The organism is Streptomyces sp. NPDC050743, assembly GCF_044456925.1.
In the GTDB taxonomy this organism is placed as follows: Bacteria; Actinomycetota; Actinomycetes; order Streptomycetales; family Streptomycetaceae; genus Streptomyces.
In genome coordinates, this window is the sequence record NZ_JBITGJ010000067.1 from 1 (window position 1) to 21,428 (window position 21,428).

At 72.6% G+C, this 21,428-nt stretch carries 19 protein-coding genes; 11 read left to right on the top strand and 8 right to left on the bottom strand.

Features of this window, described 5'->3' with window-relative positions:
* Positions 1-104: 104 nt before the first annotated feature.
* The 4 genes from ACIBJF_RS38455 to paaK all read right to left on the bottom strand — a co-directional run bounded on the left by ACIBJF_RS38455 (position 105) and on the right by paaK (position 2,839).
* Entirely contained in the window at positions 105-650 is a 546-nt protein-coding gene (locus tag ACIBJF_RS38455) for an LLM class flavin-dependent oxidoreductase (RefSeq protein ID WP_399181009.1), read from the bottom strand.
* A 101-nt stretch (positions 651-751) separates the two neighbouring features.
* Positions 752-1,084 (bottom strand): ArsR/SmtB family transcription factor, encoded by a 333-nt coding sequence (locus ACIBJF_RS38460; protein ID WP_399181010.1) that lies wholly within the window; start codon positions 1,082-1,084, stop codon positions 752-754.
* Positions 1,081-1,518 carry an ABATE domain-containing protein gene (locus ACIBJF_RS38465; protein WP_399181012.1) on the bottom strand — a complete coding sequence of 146 codons (438 nt, stop codon included), beginning with the start codon at positions 1,516-1,518 and terminating at the stop codon, positions 1,081-1,083. The genes ACIBJF_RS38460 and ACIBJF_RS38465 overlap by 4 nt, the downstream gene beginning before the upstream one ends.
* A 22-nt stretch (positions 1,519-1,540) precedes the next feature.
* Positions 1,541-2,839: a phenylacetate--CoA ligase PaaK gene (gene paaK / locus ACIBJF_RS38470; RefSeq protein ID WP_399181014.1), complete on the bottom strand. Its 1,299-nt coding sequence runs from the start codon at positions 2,837-2,839 to the stop codon at positions 1,541-1,543.
* 319 nt (positions 2,840-3,158) lie between these two features.
* On the opposite strand from paaK, the gene ACIBJF_RS38475 reads away from it, so the two are divergent.
* On the top strand, positions 3,159-4,052 hold the full coding sequence (locus ACIBJF_RS38475) for an alpha/beta fold hydrolase (protein WP_399181068.1): 894 nt from the start codon (positions 3,159-3,161) through the stop codon (positions 4,050-4,052).
* A 10-nt stretch (positions 4,053-4,062) separates the two neighbouring features.
* A complete protein-coding gene (locus tag ACIBJF_RS38480; RefSeq protein WP_399181016.1) occupies positions 4,063-4,767 on the top strand; it encodes an alpha/beta fold hydrolase in 705 nt (234 codons plus the stop codon).
* 68 nt (positions 4,768-4,835) lie between these two features.
* Here ACIBJF_RS38480 and ACIBJF_RS38485 read toward each other — a convergent pair whose 3' ends face one another.
* Together ACIBJF_RS38485 and ACIBJF_RS38490 are read right to left on the bottom strand one after the other, a co-directional pair.
* Positions 4,836-6,737 (bottom strand): sulfatase, encoded by a 1,902-nt coding sequence (locus tag ACIBJF_RS38485; protein ID WP_399181017.1) that lies wholly within the window; start codon positions 6,735-6,737, stop codon positions 4,836-4,838.
* 291 nt (positions 6,738-7,028) lie between these two features.
* Complete coding sequence (locus ACIBJF_RS38490; RefSeq protein WP_399181019.1) at positions 7,029-8,645, bottom strand: acyl-CoA synthetase; 1,617 nt, start codon at positions 8,643-8,645, stop codon at positions 7,029-7,031.
* A 200-nt stretch (positions 8,646-8,845) separates the two neighbouring features.
* Here ACIBJF_RS38490 and ACIBJF_RS38495 point away from each other — a divergent pair, with 200 nt between their 5' ends.
* The 9 genes from ACIBJF_RS38495 to ACIBJF_RS38535 all read left to right on the top strand — a co-directional run bounded on the left by ACIBJF_RS38495 (position 8,846) and on the right by ACIBJF_RS38535 (position 17,910).
* The gene (locus tag ACIBJF_RS38495) at positions 8,846-9,646 is read left to right on the top strand and encodes a crotonase/enoyl-CoA hydratase family protein (RefSeq protein WP_399181021.1); all 801 of its coding nucleotides are present in this window, start codon (positions 8,846-8,848) and stop codon (positions 9,644-9,646) included.
* A gap of 44 nt (positions 9,647-9,690) precedes the next feature.
* Positions 9,691-10,632, top strand: a complete 942-nt coding sequence (locus tag ACIBJF_RS38500) for a Zn-ribbon domain-containing OB-fold protein (protein WP_399181022.1) — start codon at positions 9,691-9,693, stop codon at positions 10,630-10,632.
* Entirely contained in the window at positions 10,629-11,678 is a 1,050-nt protein-coding gene (locus ACIBJF_RS38505; RefSeq protein WP_399181024.1) for a thiolase domain-containing protein, read from the top strand. The genes ACIBJF_RS38500 and ACIBJF_RS38505 overlap by 4 nt, the downstream gene beginning before the upstream one ends.
* The gene (locus ACIBJF_RS38510; RefSeq protein WP_399181026.1) at positions 11,675-12,841 is read left to right on the top strand and encodes a thiolase domain-containing protein; all 1,167 of its coding nucleotides are present in this window, start codon (positions 11,675-11,677) and stop codon (positions 12,839-12,841) included. The genes ACIBJF_RS38505 and ACIBJF_RS38510 overlap by 4 nt, the downstream gene beginning before the upstream one ends.
* Positions 12,842-12,923: 82 nt before the next feature.
* A complete protein-coding gene (locus ACIBJF_RS38515; RefSeq protein WP_055704613.1) occupies positions 12,924-13,166 on the top strand; it encodes a DUF397 domain-containing protein in 243 nt (80 codons plus the stop codon).
* Positions 13,167-13,328: 162 nt separating this feature from the next.
* On the top strand, positions 13,329-14,231 hold the full coding sequence (locus tag ACIBJF_RS38520) for a universal stress protein (protein WP_399181028.1): 903 nt from the start codon (positions 13,329-13,331) through the stop codon (positions 14,229-14,231).
* Between the two features lie 206 nt (positions 14,232-14,437).
* Positions 14,438-15,697 (top strand): alpha/beta hydrolase family esterase, encoded by a 1,260-nt coding sequence (locus ACIBJF_RS38525; protein ID WP_399181070.1) that lies wholly within the window; start codon positions 14,438-14,440, stop codon positions 15,695-15,697.
* Positions 15,698-15,832: 135 nt separating this feature from the next.
* Positions 15,833-17,248, top strand: coding sequence for a 3-hydroxybutyrate oligomer hydrolase family protein (locus ACIBJF_RS38530; protein ID WP_399181029.1), 1,416 nt, complete (start codon positions 15,833-15,835; stop codon positions 17,246-17,248).
* A 164-nt stretch (positions 17,249-17,412) separates the two neighbouring features.
* On the top strand, positions 17,413-17,910 hold the full coding sequence (locus tag ACIBJF_RS38535) for a hypothetical protein (protein ID WP_399181031.1): 498 nt from the start codon (positions 17,413-17,415) through the stop codon (positions 17,908-17,910).
* Positions 17,911-17,927: 17 nt separating this feature from the next.
* Here ACIBJF_RS38535 and ACIBJF_RS38540 read toward each other — a convergent pair whose 3' ends face one another.
* Together ACIBJF_RS38540 and ACIBJF_RS38545 are read right to left on the bottom strand one after the other, a co-directional pair.
* The gene (locus ACIBJF_RS38540; RefSeq protein WP_399181032.1) at positions 17,928-19,898 is read right to left on the bottom strand and encodes an N-acetylmuramoyl-L-alanine amidase; all 1,971 of its coding nucleotides are present in this window, start codon (positions 19,896-19,898) and stop codon (positions 17,928-17,930) included.
* A 259-nt stretch (positions 19,899-20,157) separates the two neighbouring features.
* Positions 20,158-21,303, bottom strand: a complete 1,146-nt coding sequence (locus ACIBJF_RS38545) for an aminoglycoside phosphotransferase family protein (RefSeq protein ID WP_399181034.1) — start codon at positions 21,301-21,303, stop codon at positions 20,158-20,160.
* Positions 21,304-21,428 lie beyond the last annotated feature (125 nt).

A 21,428-nucleotide genomic window follows, 5' to 3' on the forward strand; every position in this document is an offset into this window, starting at 1 on the left:
CCCGCGTGATGCTGGTCCGGGCAGGTTGGAACCCGGACGGTGTCGAGGGCGTAAGACCACCCGAGCCGCCGGCTCCGGTGGCGGCCTGAGCCGTAGATCCCCGCTCAGCCCTGGAGGGCGACGCATCCCCTCCCTTCAGGGAGGGGAGCCTTCAAGTGGTAGGTCTGGGCCCCCTCGGCGCGGTCGCGGGCCAGCTCCAGCATCTTGGGGCCGTAGGCGGCCAACAGGCGCCGGACGGGCTGTGCCGGGCGGGGGTTGGGCGTCTGCATGGCGTCCATCTCGTCGAGGTACCCGGCCATCGCGGCGAGGGGCTTGACCCCCGGGCGAGGCTGACCGCCGAAGCCCAGGCCGAGCACATGCCGCCCCGGATAGGCGTCCGCGAGCAGCACGGCGGCACCGTGTGCCCAGGTCGCCTGCCGGGACCAGATCCGGGCGATGCCGTTCACGACCCCGAGCCGCCGCGTCGAAGCGAGCAGGAACCCGGCGTGCGTGAACGCGTCCCGCCCGAGCAATTCCGGGATCCACACGGCCCGCCAGCCCAGATCCTCCAGCTCCTGGACCGAGTCCCGGATCCGCGCGGCCGGCTGTTGCTCGAAGTCGAAGGTGTAGATCCCGAACGTGCCGAGGTCGAGGCCGTTCTTCATCGCCATCGTGTCTCTCCCTGCGCGTCGACTCGGTGCGATGTTTCGGAATATCGCAGATTCTCGATATGAAATGCAAGGCGCGGTCGGCGCGGGTGACGCCGGGTGGGCTAGAGGGACCGCCCCAGCTCCGTGACCAGGTCGGCTATGCGCTGTTCATCCCGCTTGTAGTGGGTCCACTTGCCCACGCGGGTGGCCCGGACCAGGCCCGCGCGCTGGAGTTCCGCCATATAGGTCGACACCGTCGACTGGGCCAGGCCCGCCTTGGCCTGGATGTGGCTCACGCACACACCCACCTCGGCCGGATCGGCGATGGCCGTCTCCATCGGGAAGTGCCGCTCGGGCTCGCGCAGCCAGCGCAGCATCTGCAGCCGCATCGGATTGGACAGCGCCCGCAGCGCGTTGACCAGGTCGGGGTCCGGGGTGGGGGCGGTGTCCGTCATGGGTTCGCAGTATACGGCCGCACCGATGTTTCGGGGTACGTCGATACGACCCACGCCGGGAGGTGGCCAGGAAGAGCGCCCCGCAATCCGCTCGGGCGCAAGCCCTCGGCGTGCCGGACCGGCCGCCCACGCAGGGCGAGGGTCGGCACCGGCACGGCGTGTGCCACGGCCTGGCTGGCCCGTGCCCGCGGCGGTGCATCGGGGGTACGGCCGGCGCGTGCGGCACTGATCGTTCGGTGGATCGCCTCGCGCGGCTCCTGTGCCGTACGCGCCAGGCCGGCCGTCGCGTCGCGGATCTGTGCGGGGCAGGTGTCGCACTGTCGTACCCAGGTGGCCTGGGCCTCGGCGTCAGGCAGCTCCTCCACCGCGTTGGCCGTGCCTGGGCGGCGCAGGGTCGGGAGGAGGTACGCCACGGCCTGCCCTCGCCGCCGCACCCGTATCCGGTGACCCTCGCTCTCAGGCCCGAGGCCGCAGGTCCACGATCCGGCGGATCTTGCCGACCGAGCGCTCCAGGGACTCCGGCTCCACGATCTCCACGTCGACCGACACCCCGATCCCGTCCTTGACGGCCGCGCAGATGGACCGGGCCGCCGCGTCCCGCGCATCCGGGTCAGCGTCCGGGCGGGCCTCGGCCCGGACGGTGAGCCGGTCCAGCCGGCCGTCCCGGGTCAGCCGGAGCTGGAAGTGGGGCGCCACGCCGGGCGTGCGGAGCACGATCTCCTCTATCTGGGTCGGGAAGAGGTTGACTCCGCGCAGGATGACCATGTCGTCACTGCGCCCGGTGATCTTCTCCATCCGCCGGAACGCCCGGGCCGTGCCGGGCAGCAGCCGGGTGAGGTCCCGGGTGCGGTACCGGATGATCGGCATGGCCTCCTTGGTGAGGGAGGTGAACACCAGCTCGCCCTGCTCGCCCTCCGGCAGCACCTCACCCGTGATCGGGTCGACCACCTCCGGATAGAAGTGGTCCTCCCAGATCGTCAGCCCGTCCTTGGTCTCCACGCACTCCTGCGCCACACCCGGGCCGATCACCTCGGACAGCCCGTAGATGTCCACGGCGTCGATCGCGAACCGCTCCTCGATCTCGCGCCGCATCTGCTCGGTCCAGGGCTCGGCCCCGAAGACGCCCACGCGCAGCGACGTGCCGCGCGGATCCACGCCCTGCCGCTCGAACTCGTCCAGCAGCGTGAGCATGTAGGACGGGGTCACCATGATGACGGCCGGCTGAAGATCCTGGATCAGCTGCACCTGCCGGGCCGTCATACCGCCGGAGGCCGGGACGACCGTACAGCCCAGGCGCTCGGCACCGTAGTGGGCGCCCAGACCGCCGGTGAACAGCCCGTAGCCGTAGGCCACGTGCACGATGTCACCGGGCCGCCCGCCGGCCGCCCGGATCGACCGTGCCACCATGTCGGCCCACATGGAAAGGTCGTTGTCGGTGTAGCCGACCACCGTGGGGCGCCCGGTGGTGCCGCTGGAGGCGTGCAGCCGGCGAATGCGCTCGCGCGGCACGGCGAACATCCCGTACGGGTAGTTCTCCCTGAGGTCGGCCTTGGTCGTGAAGGGGAAGCGAGCCAGATCGGCGAGGGAGCGGCAGTCCTCGGGGTGGACGCCGGCCTTGTCGAAGGACTCCCGGTAGAACGGCACGTTGTCGTAGGCGTGCCGCAGCGAAGTGCGCAGTCGCTCCAGCTGGAGCTCCCGCAGTTCCCCGGGTCCGAGCCGTTCGCCCGCGTCGAACAGGTCCGTCGCATCCGCCATCGAGTCGCCTCCCTCGCCGCACTCACATACCGGACGACCGATCATTCGGTCGATCCGTTCGGGGTCAGTAATTCAGGCCATGCGGCTCCAGGCAAGAGGGCTGCGAAGATTTTCTGCGCCGCTCGTGGACGCCTTCGACGCGGCGACCGGGCACGCGTACGACCCGTTCGCCTTTCTGGAATGATGGGCGTCGCACGATCTGGAGGCGGCCCGGCCGGCGTGGCCACGGGTGCCGGACATCACCCGGGACGCGCGCGCCCCGGCGCCCCGGAGGGTAAAGCGTTGCGCCGCTCCAGGGGCGACCGACATGATCAAGACCATGCCGACCCTCACCACAACCGACGGCACCCGGCTCGCCTACCACCTGCGGGGCGCCGGCGAACCCCTCGCCGTCCTGCCCGGCGGCCCCATGCGCGCCTCCGCCTACCTCGGAGACCTCGGGGGGCTCGCCGCGCACCGCCGCCTGGCCCTGCTGGACCTGCGGGGCACCGGGGACTCCGCGCCGCCGGCGGACCCGGCGTCGTACCGGTGCGACCGCATGGTCGAGGACGTCGAGGTGTGGCGTGCGCACATGGGCCTGGAACACATGGATCTGCTCGCGCACTCGGCGGGCGCGGCCCTCGCCATGCTCTACGCGGCCCGCCACCCGCAGCGGATACGGCGGCTGCTGCTCATCACGCCCAACCCGTCCGCCCTGGGCCTGCGGGCGTCCCCCGAGGACCGGCTGTCCGCGGCCCGGCTGCGCGCGCGGGAGCCGTGGTTCGCGGAGGCGTTCCCGGCCTTCCGGGCCTGGCTGGCGGGGGAGGCGGACTTCGACGACGTGTTCCTGCCGTTCTTCTACGGCCGCTGGGACGACGCGGCCAGGGCGCACACGGACGCCGAAGTACAGCAGACGAACGAGGAGGCGGCGGACCGCTACTTCGGCGAGGGTGCCTTCTCCCCGGACGCGACCCGCACCGCCCTCGCCGAACTGACCGCGCCGGTCCTCCTCCACGCCGGGGAACTCGACGGCGGCCCGCGCCCGGACCTGGTCCGCCGTGCCGTCGAGGCTTTCCCGAACGCCGAGGTCGCCGTCCAGCCGGGCGCTGGTCACTACCCCTGGCTGGACGACCCGGAGTGGTTCCTGAAACGCACCCTCGCCTTCCTCGACGGGCCGGCGGGCGCCGCTCTGCCCTCGGCAGAGCAGGGGGCCGGGGCCGGACAGCCCGGCTAGCGTGCCCGGCATGGAGACCGCTGCGCCGTACACCGTCGAGGCGAACGGCATCACCCTGGCCTGCCGGTCCTGGGGGCCGGCGGACGCCCCGCCCGTCGTGCTGCTGCACTGCCGGGGCGCGGACGGCGCGGACTGGACGCACATCGCCCAACGGCTCGCGGCGCCCCCGCGGCCACGCCGGGTGTACGCCCCCGACCTGCGCGGCCACGGACACAGCGACTGGCCGGGGGACTACCGGGCCGAGGCGATGAGCGACGACGTCCTCGCCCTGCTGACCGCCCTCGGTCTCGACGGAGCCGATGTCGTGGGCCATTCGCTGGGCGGTCTCGTCGCCTATCTGCTGGCCCAGCGTCACCCCGGTGTCGTACGAAGGCTGGTGCTGGAGGACGTCTGCGCACCCGTGCCGCTCGACCCGCCCCGGCCGCCCGCCGAACGGCCCGCGGGAGAGCCGCCGTTCGACTGGGCGATGGTGCGGGCCACCGACGAGCAGCGCAACGCACCCGATCCTGTGTGGTGGGACCACATGGACCGGATCACCGTGCCGACGCTGGTCATCGGGGGCGGCCCCACCAGTCTCATCCCGCAGGACCAGGTCGCGCAGCTCGCCCGCCTGATCCCGGACGCCTCGCTGGTGACGGTGGACGCGGGGCACCTGGTGCACGAGACCCGTCCCGAGGAGTTCCTCACCGTGGTAGCGGAGTTCCTCGACGGATGACCACCCACAGGGAAGCGGTCGACGACCACCCGCGCGGACGCGCTCGATGGCCGTCCTCACCTGCGGCTTCAGCCCGGTTGTGGTCCGAACGCCTTCAGGAACCGGTCGCGGAAGCCGTCCATCGGCCAGATGGGCGCGTCGGCGGCGGGCTTCAGGCCCTCGGTCCAGCCCCAGCCGGAGATCCGGTCCAGCACCTTGGGGTCACGGGCGACGACGGTGACCGGGACGTCCTTGCGGGGGCTGTTCCCGGTCACGGTCGGCACGGGCTGGTGGTCGCCCAGGAAGACCAGGACCGTGTTGTCGTTGCCGTAGCGCCGCAGGAAACCGACGAGGCTGTTCAGCGAGTACTCGATGGAGGTGCGGTATTCGGTGCGCACGCTCTCCGCGTTCTTCCAGACCTCCTCCTGCGACTTGCCCTCGCGTCTGATCTGCCGGAAGACCGACCCGTCGCCCAGTTTCGCCCAGTCGACCATCCGGGGCACGGGCGCCCAGGGGTAGTGGCTCGAGGTGAGGATGATCTCCGCCATCAGCGGGCCCCGGCCCCGATTGCCGAACTCCCGCCGCTGGAACGTCTGCAGGGTGAACTGGTCCGGCACCTGCGACCAGCCGAAGGCCGGGCCGTGGTAGTCGAGGTGATGGCCGTCGTAGACGTGGTCCAGGCCGAAGAAGCGGCCCTCCGGCCAGGCCACCAGCACCCCCGGCACGACACCGACCGTGCGCCAGGCACCGGTCCTGCGGAACGCGCCGGTGAGGGTCGTCCGGTCGCTGGAGGTGAGACTGCGGAACCGCTGCTGGTTGCTGATCCACAGGCCGGACAGGAAGGTCGAGTGGGCCAGCCAGCTGCCGCCACCGGTCACCGGTGAGCGCAGCCAGCCGCTGCGGGCCCGGAATCCGGCGGCCTTCAGGGCGTCGTCGCTCTCCTTGAGGACCGTGCCGATCCGCGGGCCCATCGCCGGGTCCTCGATCGCCGACCGGCCGTAGCTCTCGACGAACGTGAACAGCACGTCCTTGCCGCGCAGGCCGGTCAGCAGCTGGTCCGAGGGGGTGTGGGCGAAGGCGTCGTGGGAGGCCTGGCGCTGGAAGAGCCGGGCGTCGGCGAGGGAGACGCGGACCTGCTTGGCGCGCTCGCCGAGGAGGCCGGCGTCGAGCGTGGAGGCGACGGGCCCGGCGCCCGTCTGCAGCCCGAGCACGACACAGGTGATCCAGGCGGTGCTCAGCACCAGGACGACGTGGACGGACCGGGCGCGGTGCCGGGCCATCAGGGTGGCCAGGCGGACCGTCGCCCCCGCGGTCAGGGCGAGGACGGTGACCGCGAGGAGGACGGCGCCGGCGATGGCGAGCAGCTCACCGGCCCGCCCGGAGGTCTCCCGCAGATAGTCCGCGGCGTTGCCCAGCAGACCCCAGTCCAGCACCGGGTCGAAGGGGCGGTACAGCACCGAGTAGAAGCCGATGTCCAGGCACTTGAGGAGCGTGATCAGCCCGATCAGCAGGCCGAAGGCCGCCGCCCCGGCCCGCCTCGCCCGGGGCGGCAGCACGAGCAGCACGGCGGCGAGCAGGATGCCCTCGGCCGGCAGACGCACGAACGCGGCCGGAGTGAGCCGGTCGGGCAGGTTCGGCAGCAGCAGTGCCACGAGCAGGACGGCGACGGCGAGGACGCCCGAGCCCATGGCCACGGACCGGGCGATGCGAGTCCGCCTGCCGGGCGGACCGGCGAGCGCGGCCAGGCCCCGCACGATGTGTCCCCGCCCCACGAGCCGGCCGGCCGTCGTGGCCGTGTCCTGCGGGCGAGGGCGGGGCCCGTCGGTCCAGTAGGCTCCGGTGCCCGAGCCCCGCCCGCTGCGGGCGCGCCCGCCGAGCCGGCCGGCCTTGGCCGCCAGCGCCAGGCCCCGCGCGACACGCGCGCGCAGTCCGGTCCGGCCGGGTGCTCCGGCCGGCTCCGCCTCCCCGGCCGTCGGGAAATCCCCGGCCATCACCGGATCCCCGGCCGTCGCCGGATCCCTGGCCGCCGCCGGATCCCCGGCCGTCGGAGGGTCCCCGGCTCGCTCCGGGCCACTGTCCGTATCGTCTGCGCTCCCCGGCAGGTGACCAGGCGTGTGATGAGACACCCCGAGATCCTTCCGTGCGTGGCCCGATGTCGGTGCGGAAGGCCGGAACCGGCACAACTCGACCAACCGACAGTCACCCAAAGTAGTCGAGTCGGGTCGATCGTGCGCACAGAGTAGTGCTATCGGGTGGTGGGGGCGGTGGGACACCCCGGTGCGTCACCGCCGGTCGGCCGCCACCGCGACCTCGCGGGCCCACCGGTAGTCGGCCTTGCCGCTCGGGGACCGCTGGATGGAGTCGGTGATCACCAGCTGGCGGGGGATCTTGTAGCCGGCCAGCCGGGTACGGCAGTGGCTCTGGATGTCGGCCAGCGAGGGGTGCGAGGCTCCCTCGCGCAGCTGTACCACGGCCGCCACATGGTTGCCCCAGGTGGCGTCCGGGACCCCGGCGACCAACGCGTCGTACACGTCCGGATGCGCCTTGAGCGCCTGCTCGACCTCCTCCGGATAGACCTTCTCGCCTCCGGTGTTGATGCACTGCGAGCCCCGGCCGAGCACGGTGACCACGCCGTCCTCGTCGACCGTCGCCATGTCGCCGAGCAGGACCCAGCGCTGCCCGTCCTTCTCGAAGAACGTCTCGGCTGTTTTCCGCGGGTCGTTGTAGTAGCCGAGCGGGACGTGTCCGCACTGCGCGACCCGGCCGGTCCCGCCCGCCGTGACCGGCTCGCGAGTCACCGGATCCACCACGCGGGTACGGGAGTTGACCCGCAGGCGGAAGCCCCGCTCGGGGCCCGAGTCCTCCGTCGCCGTACCGTTGAAACCGGACTCGGAGGAGCCGAAGTTGTTGAGCAGCACGGCGTTCGGGACCAGCTCCCCGAACTGCCTGCGCACCGTCTCCGACATGACCGCACCCGACGAGGACACGCTGAACAGGGCCGAACAGTCCGTCCCTTTGAGCGGTCCGCTCAGCGCGTCGATCAGCGGCCGGAGCATCGCGTCGCCGACCAGCGACATGGCGGTGACCTTCTCCTTCTCGACGGTCCGCAGCACCTCCTCCGCCACGAACTTGCGGTGCAGGACGACGCGTTGGCCGAAGTTGAAGCCGATGAACGCCGTCAGCGTGGAGGTGCCGTGCATCAGCGGGGGAGTGGGGAAGAAGGTGATCCCGGAGCCCCCGGCGGCGACCCGCTCGGCCAGCTCCTGCGGTGTCTTCACCGGCTCCCCGGTCGGCGCCCCGCCGCCGAGCCCGGCGAAGAACAGGTCCTCCTGGCGCCACATCACGCCCTTGGGCATGCCCGTCGTGCCGCCGGTGTAGATGATGAACTGGTCGTCGGCGGAGCGGGCCATGAAGCCCCGGGCCGGCGAGCCGGATGCCTCCGCCTCGGCGTACGGCACCGCCCCGGGCACCGCGCCCGCCTCCGGGCCCACCCGCAGCAGGTGCCGCAGCTTCGGCGCCCGCGGCAGCGCCGCCGCGACCCGGTCCGCGAACTCCGCGTCGAAGACCAGCGCGACCAGATCGGCGTCCCGGTAGAGATAGACCAACTCCTCCTCGACGTAGCGGTAGTTGACGTTCACCGGGACGATGCGCGCCTTCAGGCAGGCCAGCACCGTCTGCAGGTACTCGACGCCGTTGTACAGGTGGAGGCCGAGGTGTTCGCCGGGCCGTATTCCGCTGTCGATCAGGTGGTGGGCGACGCGGTTGGCGGCCGCGTCCAGCTCCGCGTAGGTCAGGCGCCGCTCCGCGCCGGTGCCGGGATGGTCGACGTACACGAGCGCCTCGCGGTCCGGGACCACGTCGACGACCGACTCGAACAGGTCGGCAAGGTTGTACTCCACCGCTCCTCCTGACCCCGGCAGTCCTGGCGAACAAAGGCGCATCGGTCGGTACGCCGGTCATCAGAGCAAAGCGCGCGGCAACTGGGAAGGGCCCGCACCGAATAAATCTGACTGCTCGTCAGAAAACCTCTGAAGCTCCCTTGAAGTGGCTCGTCGCCTACTGCAACCTGTTCTCGTTCTCACCGAGGGGAGACAAGCCCATGGGCGGGACGGAACACCTCACCGTGCGGCGCGAGGGCGCCACACTCGTGCTCACGCTCAACAGGCCCGACGCCAGGAACGCGCTCTCGCTTCCCATGCTCGTCGGCCTGTACGACGGCTGGCTCGAGGCCGACGCGGACGACGAGATCCGCTCGATCGTGCTCACCGGGGCCGGCGGCTCCTTCTGCGCCGGAATGGACCTCAAGGCCCTGGCCGGGAAGGGGATGGCAGGCGAGCAGTACCGCCACCGGCTCAAGGCCGATCCCGACCTGCACTGGAAGGCGATGCTGCGCCACCATCGCCCGCGCAAACCGGTCATCGCCGCCGTCGAGGGGTACTGCGTCGCGGGCGGCACCGAGATCCTCCAGGGCACCGACATCCGGGTCGCCGGCGAGTCCGCGACCTTCGGACTGTTCGAGGTCAGGCGCGGGCTGTTCCCGATCGGCGGCTCCACCGTCCGGCTGCAACGCCAGATCCCGCGCACCCACGCCCTGGAGATGCTGCTCACCGGACGGCCGTACTGCGCCCGGGAGGCAGCGGACATCGGCCTGATCGGCCATGTCGTCCCCGACGGCACCGCCCTCGGCCAAGCCCTGGAGATCGCCGACCGGATCAACGCCTGCGCCCCACTCGCCGTCGAGGCCGTCAAAGCGTCGGTCTACGAGACCGCCGAGATGACGGAGACCGACGGGCTCGCGGCCGAACTCACGTGCGGCTGGCCGGTCTTCGACACCGCCGACGCCAAGGAAGGCGCCCGCGCCTTCGCGGAGAAGCGGCCCCCCGTCTACAAGCGTGCGTAGCGCTGGGCGCGACCTCGCCGCCCTTCCCAAGGAGGCAAGCCCCGATGCCCGAAGTCCTCAAAGCACCCCTCGTCGTCGAATTCCCCTTCACCCGCTCCCTCGGCCCCGTCCAGAGCGCCTTCCTCACCGGCCTGCGCGAACGCGTCGTCCTCGGCGTGAAGACGACCGACGGACGCACCCTCGTCCCGCCCGTCGAGTACGACCCCGTCACCGCCGAGGAACTCCGCGACCTGGTGCAGGTTGCCCCCACCGGCACCGTCACCACCTGGGCGTGGAACCACGAACCGCGCCGCGGCCAGCCCCTCGCCGCGCCCTTCGCCTGGGTCCTCGTCCGGCTCGACGGCGCCGACACCGCCCTGCTGCACGCCCTCGACGCACCCGGCCCCGACTCCGTGCACACCGGCATGCGGGTCCGCATCCGCTGGGCCGCCGAGCGCACCGGCGCCATCACCGACATCGCCTGCTTCGAACCGTACGACGGAGAACCCGAAGAACCCGGCGGCCACACCGGCGAGTTCGACAACCCGCTCACCGGCATCGTCGCCCCCGCCCGCCTCGACTACACCTACTCACCCGGCCGCGCCCAGTCCGCCTACATAGGCGCCCTCTCCGAACAGCGGACCGTCGGCGAACGCTGCCCCTCCTGCCGCAAGGTGTACGTCCCCCCGAGGGGTGCGTGCCCCACATGTGGCGTGGCCACAGCGGAACAGGTCGAAGTCGGTCCCCGTGGCACCGTCACCACCTACTGCATCGTCAACATCAAGGCGAAGAACCTCGACATCGAGGTGCCCTACGTCTACGCGCACATCGCCCTCGACGGCGCCGACCTCGCCCTGCACGCCCGGATCGGCGGCATCCCCTACGACCAGGTGCGCATGGGCCTGCGCGTGGAGCCGGTGTGGACCGAGGGCGCCCGCTACCCCGACCACTACCGGCCCACCGGCGAACCCGACGCCGACTACGACACCTACAAGGAGCTGCTGTGACGCGGGAGATCGCGATCGTCGCCTTCGCCCAGACCGACCACCGGCGCTCCACCGAGGAGTCCTCCGAGGTCGAGATGCTCATGCCCGTCCTGCACGAGGTGCTGGCACAGACCGGCCTGCGGACCGCCGACATCGGCTTCACCTGCTCCGGCTCCAGCGACTACCTCGCCGGCCGCGCCTTCTCCTTCACCCTCGCCCTCGACGGCGTCGGCGCCTGGCCGCCGATCTCCGAGTCGCACGTCGAGATGGACGGCGCCTGGGCGCTGTACGAGGCCTGGACCAAACTGCTCACCGGCGACGCCGACACCGCGCTCGTCTACTCCTACGGCAAGTGCTCACCCGGCTCGGTGCGGGACGTCCTCACCCGCCAGCTCGACCCCTACTACGTCGCCCCCCTGTGGCCCGACTCCATAGCCCTCGCCGCCCTCCAGGCCCAGGCCCTCATGGACGCCGGCCACACCGACGAACCCACGCTCGCCGCCGTCGGCGCCCGCAGCCGCGCGGACGCGGAAGCCAACCCGCACGCCCAGCTCAAGGGCCCCATGCCGCACGGCGACTACGTCGTACGGCCGCTGCGCACCGGCGACTGCCCGCCCGTCGGCGACGGCGCCGCCGCCGTGATCCTCGCGGCGGGGGAGCGGGCCCGCCGGCTGTGCGCGCGGCCCGCCTGGATCCGCGGCGTCGACCACCGCATCGAGGCCCACGGCCTCGGCGTCCGCGACCTCACCGACTCGCCGTCCACCCGGCTCGCCGCCGAAAGGGCCGGCGCCTTCGAACGGCCCGTCGACACCGCCGAGTTGCACGCCCCGTTCAGCTCGCAGGAGCTGATCCTGCGCCGGGCACTGCGCCTCGGCGACGACGTGCGCGTCAACCCCTCCGGGGGCGCCCTCGCCGCCAACCCGGTGATGGCCGCCGGACTCGTCCGCATCGGCGAGGCCGCCGCCCGCATCCACCGCGGCGCGTCCGACCGCGCCCTCGCCCACGCCACCTCAGGCCCCTGCCTGCAGCAGAACCTGGTCGCCGTACTCGAAGGGGATGCGCGATGAGCAAGGAGCCCGTGGCCGTCGTCGGCGTCGGTCAGACCAAGCACGTCGCCGCCCGCCGGGACGTCTCGATCGCCGGACTCGTCCGCGAGGCGGCACTGAGGGCGCTGGACGACGCCGAGTTGACCTGGGCCGACATCGACGCCGTGGTCATCGGCAAGGCGCCCGACTTCTTCGAGGGCGTGATGATGCCCGAGCTGTACCTGGCCGACGCCCTCGGTGCCGTCGGCAAGCCCATGCTGCGGGTGCACACCGCCGGCTCGGTCGGCGGATCCACCGCGCTGGTGGCCGCGAACCTGGTCGCCGCCCGGGTCCACGGCACCGTGCTCACCCTCGCCTTCGAGAAGCAGTCCGAGTCGAACGCCATGTGGGGCCTGTCCCTGCCGATCCCCTTCCAGCAGCCCCTGCTCGCCGGCGCCGGCGGCTTCTTCGCCCCGCATGTGCGCGCCTACATGCGGCGCAGCGGCGCCCCCGACACCATCGGTTCCCTCGTCGCCTACAAGGACCGGCGCAACGCCCTGAGGAACCCCTACGCCCACCTGCACGAGCACGACATCACCCTGGAGAAGGTCCAGGCCTCGCCCATGCTGTGGGATCCCATCCGCTACTCCGAGACCTGCCCGTCCTCCGACGGCGCCTGCGCCATGGTCCTCACCGACCGCGCCGGAGCCGCCCGCGCACCCCGCCCGCCCGCCTGGATGCTCGGCGGCGCCATGCGCAGCGAGCCGACCCTGTTCGCGGGCAAGGACTTCGTCTCCCCGCAGGCCGGCAAGGACTGCGCCGCCGACGTCTACCGGCAGGCCGGCATCGCCGACCCGCGCCGGGACATCGACGCCGTCGAGATGTACGTGCCGTTCTCCTGGTACGAGCCCATGTGGCTGGAGAACCTGGGCTTCGCGGAGGAGGGCGAGGGCTGGAAGCTCACCGAGTCCGGGGTGACCGAACTCGACGGCGACCTGCCCGTCAACATGTCGGGCGGAGTGCTCTCCACCAATCCCATCGGCGCCTCCGGCATGATCCGCTTCGCCGAGGCCGCCCTCCAGGTGCGCGGCCAGGCCGGAGAACACCAGGTGGACGGCGCCCGCAGGGTGCTCGGGCACGCCTACGGAGGCGGCTCGCAGTTCTTCTCCATGTGGCTCGTGGGAGCGCGGCCACCGCAGACCTGAAAGTCCTCCCCACGTGGCCTGTTGGGCATCGTGAGCGGTCGCTAGGCTGAGCCGCGGACGACGAACCGGGAGGAGCACGGACGTGGCCGAGACCACCACCCAGCACAAGCCGCTCGCGGGCTGGGACAAGCCGGAGCTGGACCTCAGCAAGGCCGAGTGGCAGTCCAGCAGCCGAGGTCTGGGCGATGTCCAGATCGCCTTTGTCGAGGGCTTCATCGCGATGCGCAACAGCGGCCGTCCGGAGAGCCCTTCCCTGATCTTCACGCCGGCGGAATGGGGCGCCTTCGTCTCCGGGGCCCGTGAAGGGGAGTTCGACCTCACCTGAGCCGGCCCCGCACCGAAACGGCAGCGCGCGGACACCACAGCCGAACCGGGGGTGTTCCGCGCGGATTTCCGGACACGCGACCGGCAGGACCCCGCTGGGACAGATGCCTGCGTCAGGCTGGCCCCAGCAAGGGGAAGGTCGTGCTCCGGAAGGTGAGGGACGATGAGCACTGCGCCGGTCATCGCCGCGGTCGACGGCTCCGAGGACAGCCTGCGCGCGCTGGAGTGGGCCTTCGACGCCGCCCGCCGCCGCGCCGCGACGCTGCGGGTGGTGCACGTGCGGCAGTACGCCGCCTGGGGCCAGGCCGATGTGCTGGTCGCCGCACAGCCCGAGGCGGAGGGCGATCCGGTGCTGGACGACGTGCGCTCGCGGCTCGCGGAGCGCGGCGCGGGGCCCGCCGTCGAGTACGTCGCCCTGGAGGGCGTACCGGGTGCCGTGCTGCCGGAACTCGGCGCCGACGCCCAGCTGTTGGTCCTCGGCTCCCGGGGCCGCGGCGGCTTCGCCAGCCTGCTGCTCGGCTCCAACGGGCTCGCCGCCGCCCGGGACGCCGAGTGCCCGGTGGTCGTCGTGCCCCGGCCCGGCCGGCAGGTGCACGGCGAGGGTCCGGCCGAGCCCGGCCCCCGGGTGGTGGTCGGCCTGCACGCCGACAGCCCCGACGAGGCCGCCCTCGCCCTCGCCTTCACCGAGGCCGCCCTGCGCGGCGCCCGCGTGCAGGTGATCGCCGCCTACCCGTGGCCGGTGCAGACCTGGTCCGCCCCCGGCCAGCTGGTGCCGCCCCACATCGACCAGAGCGCCGTCGAGAACGAGACCCGCGCCCTCGCCGAGGGCTTCCTCGCCCCGCACCGCGAGCGGCACCCCGAGGTGCGCGCCGACGCCGAGGCGCTGCCCGGCGACGCCGCCGGCCATCTCGTCGCCGCCTCCAAGGACGCCGAGCTGGTCGTCGTCGGCCGGCACCGGCGGCGCCTGCTCGCACCGGCCCGCATGATGGGCTCGGTCACCCAGGCGGTCCTGTTGCACGCGGCGAGCCCGGTCGCGGTGGTGCCCCCGGTGACGCCGGAGGAGTGAGCGCCGGGCGGACCGAGGCCTGGACGGCGTAGCAGACCGCACCGTGCCCCGCAATGCGCGCGCTGACGACGGGCGTGGTCACGGCTGTGGTGTCCCGCGCCATGGTGGCGGCCCGCACGCGTACATACGGTTCCGCCACGCCCGGCGCCGTGCACGCGGCCTTGCGCACGAGCGGCCGGGACACGCGTTTCGCGAAGGAGCCGCCCATGTCACCGCCCCCGTTCGCAGGAGCAGCCGGAGCGCCACCCCGCGCCCGCGTCCTGCCCCGTTTCCTGACCCGTCTGCTCGCCGTCGCCGTCGCCGTCGTCCTCGGCACCGCGCTCGCCGGCCCCCTGCCCGCCGCCCGGGCCTCCGTGACGCTCACCCAGGTGAGCGACTTCGGATCCAACCCGGGCGCCCTCACCATGTACGTGTACCGGCCCGCGTCCCTGCCCGCGCACCCGCCGGTCGTCGTGGCCCTGCACGGCTGCACCCAGAACGCGCAGGTCTACGCCGACAACTCCGGCCTGCCCCAACTCGCCGACCGCGACGGCTTTCTGCTGGTGCTCGCGCAGACCGGCTCGGCCAACAACGCGAGCCAGTGCTTCAACTGGTTCCAGACCACGGACAACCGGCGCGGACAGGGCGAGGCGCTCTCCATCCGGCAGATGGTGAGCCAGGCCGTGACCACCTACGGCGCCGACCCCCAGCGCGTCTACGTCACCGGCCTGTCCGCCGGCGGCGCCATGACCGCCGTCATGCTCGCCACCTACCCCGACGTCTTCTCCGCCGGCGCGGTCGTCGCGGGCCTGCCCTACGACTGCACCAAGGACAACAGCCCCTACACCTGCATGAACCCGGGCGTCGACCTGAGCCCGGACGCGTGGGCCCAGCGCGTGCGGGACGCCTATCCCTCGTACACCGGGCCCTGGCCGCGCACGGCCGTCTGGTACGGCGACCAGGACACCACGGTCGTCCCGCGCAACGCCACGGAGCTGCGCGACCAGTGGACGGCCCTGCACGGCCTCTCCCAGACCCCGAGCCGCACCACGACCATCGGCCCCGACGTCACCCGGCAGGACCAGTACCTGGCCGCCGACGGCACGGTGGCCGTCGAGGTCGACCGGGTGCCCGGCATCGGGCACGGCACCCCGGTGGACCCGGGCACCGGCGCCCAGCAGTGCGGCAGCACCGGCGCGCCCTACTTCGCCGCCTCCATCTGCTCCAGCTACTGGATCGCCCGGTTCTTCGGCCTGGACACCTCCGATCCGGGCGGCGGTGGGACCGGCGGTGGCAGCAGCGGCGCCGCCTGCTGGACGGCGAGCAACTACGCCCACGTGCAGGCCGGACGGGCAACCACCAGCGGCGGCTACACCTACGCCAAGGGGTCCCAGCAGAACATGGGCCTCTACAACACGTTCGTCACCCACACCCTGAAGGAGTCACCCACGGGTTACTACACCATCGCCGACACCGGCTGCCCCTGACACCGAGTCAGCCACGGTCGGTCATGGTGGCCGACGATGCTGTCGGGGCCGTCTTCATGGCGGCCCCACACATGTCCGGCACGCCCACTCCGCCCCTAGCCTCCAGCGCGTCCACCCACAGCCGGAGGAACCCGTATGCCGACCACACCGCACAGACGGCCCACCCGCCGAGCCGTTCTCCCCGCACTCTCGCTCACCGCGGTCTGCCTGCTCCTGGCCACCCCGGCCACGGCGGCACCCACCGGCACACCGGATGGCCACTGTGCCGGCCGCAGCCAGCTGCGGGTGCCCGGCGCCGCCTACCAGGAGGCCGACTGCCTGGACGAGCTGACCACCGCCGGCACCGTGGCCTCCGGCCACACCGACCCGGCCGACTACGCCGGACTCACCCCCAAGGACCTGGCCACGCCCAGCGGCGTGCCCGGCATCCAGATCGACGGCTACTTCCCGGACATCTCCACCACCAACACCGACCACGGCTGGCACCACGACTCCCAGTTCGTCGTCCGCCTGCCCGACCGCTGGAACGGCGGCCTGGTCGTCGCCGGGACACCCGGCAACCGCGAGCAGTACGCGAACGACAAGGCCATCTCCGACTGGGTGCTCGCACGCGGCTATGCCTACGCGGCCACCGACAAGGGCAACACCGGCACCGCCTTCTACCGCGACGGCCGGCGGCCCGGCGACGCCATCGCCGAATGGAACACCCGCCTCACTCAGCTCACCCGCGCGGCCCGCGCCGTGGTCGCCCAGCGCTACCACCGGCCCCCCGCCCGCACCATCGCCACCGGCCTGTCCAACGGCGGCTACCTCGTCCGCTGGCAGCTGGAGAACCACCCCGAGCTCTACGACGGCGGAGTCGACTGGGAAGGCACCCTCTGGCGCACCGACGGCCCCAACCTGCTCACCTTCCTGCCGCAGGCCCTGCGCCACTACCCCGCGTACGCCGCCGGCGGCCCCGGCGCCGCCGAGGCCGAGGACGCGCTGCACCGGGCCGGCTTCCCGGCCGGCTCGGAGTTCCTGTGGCCGTACCACTACCGGGTCTACTGGGACCTCACCCAGCGCATCTACCGGGAGGAAGTCGACCCCGGCTACGACGGCGCCACCGAGGCCGGGACCCCGTTCTGCGCCTCCGGCACACCGGGCTGCGACGCCGACTACGACTACGCGGCCCGGCCCGCGGCCGTCCACCGCGCCGTCGACCGGATCGCGCTCACCGGACGCATCGGCAAACCGCTGATCACCATCCAGGGCACCCTCGACGTGCTGCTGCCGATCAGCCAGGACTCCGACGTCTACGCGCGCATGGTGCACGCGGCCGGGCGCGGCGCCCTGCTGCGCTACTACCGCATCGAGGACGGCACCCACACCGACTCCCTGGTCGACGCCTTCCCCGACCGTCTCCGCCCGATGCTGCCCTGCCACCACTCGGCCTTCGGGGCCCTGGAGGGCTGGATCACCGGCTCCGGCCTCCCGCCGGCCGACCACACCGTCCCCCGCCCGCCTGACGCCAGCGCGTCCACGCTCCTCACCAGCTGCCCCCTGAGCTGAGCGACAGGCGCCCCTGTGCGGCGCCCCGAAGGGGGCGCCCCGAAGGGCCCCGGGGAACCGCGCGAGCAGCCGCAACGGACCCGCACGCGGTCGGACGGCCCCCCTCACGGCCGATCCGGCGGAGCCGCACCGCACTTCCCGCACAGCCCACGTACCATGGCCGCATGTCGTTCCTCCGCCGCCGCAGCGCCACCCCCGCCGGACCCGAATTCGACGTCCTGGCCATGGACCCGGGCGACTGGCCGGGCAACCTCGGCGCGGGCCTGCTGCCCGCGCCCGACGGCACCTGCCAGGGTGTCTTCCTGCGCTACGACCTCTTCGGCGGCCGCGGCCCCGCCATGATCATCGGCAACCTCCCCGAGGGCTCCCCGGCCCGCGAGGTGGCCGAGGGCGAGATCCCCTTCGAGGTGGGCCAGCTGCTGCTCGCCCTGGAGAACGACGAGGACGTCACCGTCGTCGGTGTCGAGGACACCCCGGTCCTCCAGGGCGACAATCTGCTCATCGTGCGGCGGCTGAAGCTGTCCGAGTCCCGGATCTCCTGCGTCCAGTTCGACCGCAGCGACGGCGTCCTCGTCACCATCGCCGCCTGGGACCGCCCCATCACCGACGACCTGTACGCCCTGCTGAAGCCGCTCCCGGCGGAGCTTTTCCAGCAGGGCTGAGGCCGCCGTCGGCCGGGCTAGCCGGCCGAGCCCTCCAGGTTCACGTCCGCGGCGCGGACGAAGGCCACCCGGTGGCCGTACTGGATCTCGTAGTACAGGTCCTTGCCCACCACGACCCGGTGCGAGTCGGTGGTGAAGGTGACCGCGTAGTAGTACTCGCCCGGCACCACGTCGCCGACCACGTACTTCTGCCCGGCCGGGATCGTGTACGGCAGCGGCACCACCGACTGCGCCGGCACGCCCGCCGGGTAGGCCTCCTTCTCCGGGTAGGCCCTGCCGTACACCGGGACACTGGCCAGGCCGTCCTTCGGGGTGATCACCAGGCCGTCGGCGGGCACCGCCGCCGGAGCCGTGGGCGCGTTCCGGAACCAGGCCTTCTGGCCCAGGTACCAGATCGCGGTCCAGTCGCCCCAGTGGTCCGCGACCGCGTACTGCTGACCGGTGGAGGCCCGGGAGGACAGGTCGTTCACGTCCTCGGTCGGGTCCTTCTTCAGCCCGATGTCCTTGATCAGCGGCGCGTTCACGTCGTGGTCCGAGTACAGCCGCACCTCGCTGGAGCCGTGCGCCGTGCACGCCTCGCCGCTGGTGGTGCAGCCCGTGTACACCGGCTGGTTCTTGGCGTAGTCCGGCAGGATCGTCACCAGCCCGCCCTGCTTGCCCGCCGTGCGCTTGAAGGGGTGGCCCAGCAGCTGGAAGTAGTGCCGCCAGTCCCAGTACGGGCCCGGGTCGGTGTGCATGCCGGGGATGGTGGACGTGGTCGGGCCGGGCACGTTGTCGTGGCCGAGGATGTGCTGCCGGTCCAGCGGGATGCCGTACTTGCCGGCCAGGTACTTCACCAGCCGGGCCGAGGAACGGTACATCGCCTCGGTGTACCAGGCGTCCGGGTTGGCGAGGAAACCTTCGTGCTCGATGCCGATGGACCGGGCGTTGACGTCCCAGTTGCCCGCGTGCCAGGCCACGTCCTTCGCCTTGACGTGCTGGGCGATCAGACCGTCCGTGGAGCGGATCGTGTAGTTCCACGACACATAGGTCGGGTCCTGGATCAGGTTCAGCACCCCGTCCCAGGCGCCCTCCGTGTCATGGATGACGATGTACTTGATGGCCTGCGACACCGGACGGTCGCCGAGGTCGTGGTTGCCGTAGTCGTTGTTCCCGAACTGCGCGTACGGCGCCCAGACCGCCTCGCAGGACACCGAGCTCGGGCACTCGACGCCGTCCGTGGGCAGCGTGCCCAGCCCGGCCTCCCGCAGCTGGGCGGTGTCGGCCGTCAGCCCCGGCTGCGCGGCGAGCGCGACCAGCTGGCCGTCGTCGGTGACGCGCTCCTCCCCGGTGCGCAGGACGTCGTACACGTCGTCGGCGTACGCCGCCGCGGTCGCCGCGTCGTCGGCGCCGGAGAAGCGGGCCACCGCGCCGTACCAGTCGGCAGGGTCGGCGCTCAGCGGCTCGCCCAGCTCCTTCTGCGCGGCGGCGAGCAGAGCGGCGCCGCCGGCCACGTTCGCCGTCGGGTCGGTGCGCAGCTCCTCGGCCGGCAGACCGGTCAGCTGCGCAGCCTTCGGCAGCGTCTTCAGGCGGGCCGGGAGCGCGGACTCGGCGGGCGCCTTGACGTCCGGGTGGACGGCCGCGCGGGCGGCGTCGCCGCGGGCGTCCTCCGTGCCCTCGGCGTAGTGCTCGGTGGTGGCGATGGCGGTGCGGGCGTCCGTGAGGTGCATCGGACCGTAACCGCCGGACACACTGGGCGCCCCGGCGTGCCAGTCCCAGCGGGACTGGAGGTAGGAGACGGCCAGCAGGACGCTCTGCGGCACGTGGTACTCGGTCGCCGCGGTGGCGAACGCGTGCTGCAGCCGGCCGGCGGAGGAGTCGGTGGTGCTCTGGGCGGGGGCCGCGCCGAGCAGCGGCAGCAGCAGGGCCGCCGACGCCAGCGGGACGGCGGCCCTGCGCAGATGTCTGTGGCCGGGTGTGGACGTGGAATCGGTGGCGGAACCTCGCAATGCGGCCTCCTGTGACGGGTGGGCGTGGCGGGGCGTGCGGCGCGGAGCAGGGTCAGTGGTACCGGCTTGCCGACGATCCGTCAATGATGCCTTCGCACAGGCGATTTCCCACGTCACGGAGGGTTTTCGGCGAGTTTCGCGGCGGCGGCGCGCGGGCCTGCGCGGCGTCACTGGCATACACCACTGGCCACAACCGCCCGGACACACGAAGGTCCGCGGTGCGCCGCCGCTCTGGCGCACCGCGGAACCGTCGTCCCCGTCAGCGAGTTCCGACCGCCGCTCGGATGGCCTTGCGGGCCATCTGGCAGTCGTCGTGCAGCCGCCTGAGCAGCAGCCGCTGTTCCTCGCCGGACGGCGCAGCACCCGGGTGGGCCACGCCCGGTGCCGCCGGGGCCACCTCGTGCATCGAACGCTGCACGGCCGTCTCGTACGTACGGATCTCCCGGGTCAGCACCAGCATCAGGTTCACCAGGAAGGCGTCCCGGGAGGCCGGGCCCGCCGACTGGGCGATCTGGCTGATCTGCCGCCGGGCCACCGGCGCGTCCCCGAGGACCAGCCACAGCGTCGCCAGGTCGTAGCCAGGCAGGTACCAGCCCGCGTGCTCCCAGTCCACCAGCACTGGACCGGCCGGTGACAGCAGGATGTTCGACAGCAGGGCGTCGCCGTGGTTGAACTGGAGCATGCCGTGCCGGCCCACCTCGTGGGCGATGCCGTGCACCAGTTTCTGGAGGTCGCCGAGGTCCCGGTCGGTGAGCAGGCCCAGCTCGTGGTACCGGGAGATCCGGGCGCCGTAGTCGAGCGGCATGTCGAAGGTGCCCGCCGCGGGCCGCCAGGCGTTCACCCGGCAGATGGCGCCCAGCGCCGCCCGGATGTCCGGGCGGGGCGGCGCCTCCACCGGATGGCGCTGCAGCGCCGCCACCCGGCCCGGCGCCCGCTCGATGACCAGGGTGCAGTTGTCCGGGTCCGCCGCGATCAGCCGGGGCACGCGGACCGGTGGCCGGTGCCGGACGAACGAGCGGTATGCGGCTATCTCGTGGCGGAACCGCTCGGCCCAGGCGGGCGAGTGGTCCAGCAGACACTTGGCCACGGCCGCGCCGCGCCCGGTCGTCCCGACGAGGAGGACGGACCGTCCGCTGCGCCGCAGCACCTGCACCGGGGTGAACTCCGGACAGATCCGGTGCACTGATGCGATCGCGGTGCGCAGCTGCGCGCCCTGGGGACCGGACAAGTCCAGCCTTCCGCTGAGCGGTTGGGTACCGACCTGGCCCGGCACCCGCCGGAGCCGGCCGGCGACCGGCGCGGGGGCGCCCGGACGCGCCGCCGGGTCCAGGAACGGCCCGCCGCCCGCGGGGCGGGAGCGCAGCGGCCGGGGCGGGGCGGACACGGAGGACGATGCTGCGTACATGGGAGATACAGATCCCTTCGTGTGCCTGCGGTGCCTGCCTGTGGTGCGTGCTCGGGGCACATGCGCGAGGCCGGGGCTCGGCAGAGCCCGTACTCCGTTCGCATGCACTGTGAGCGTGCGCCTGC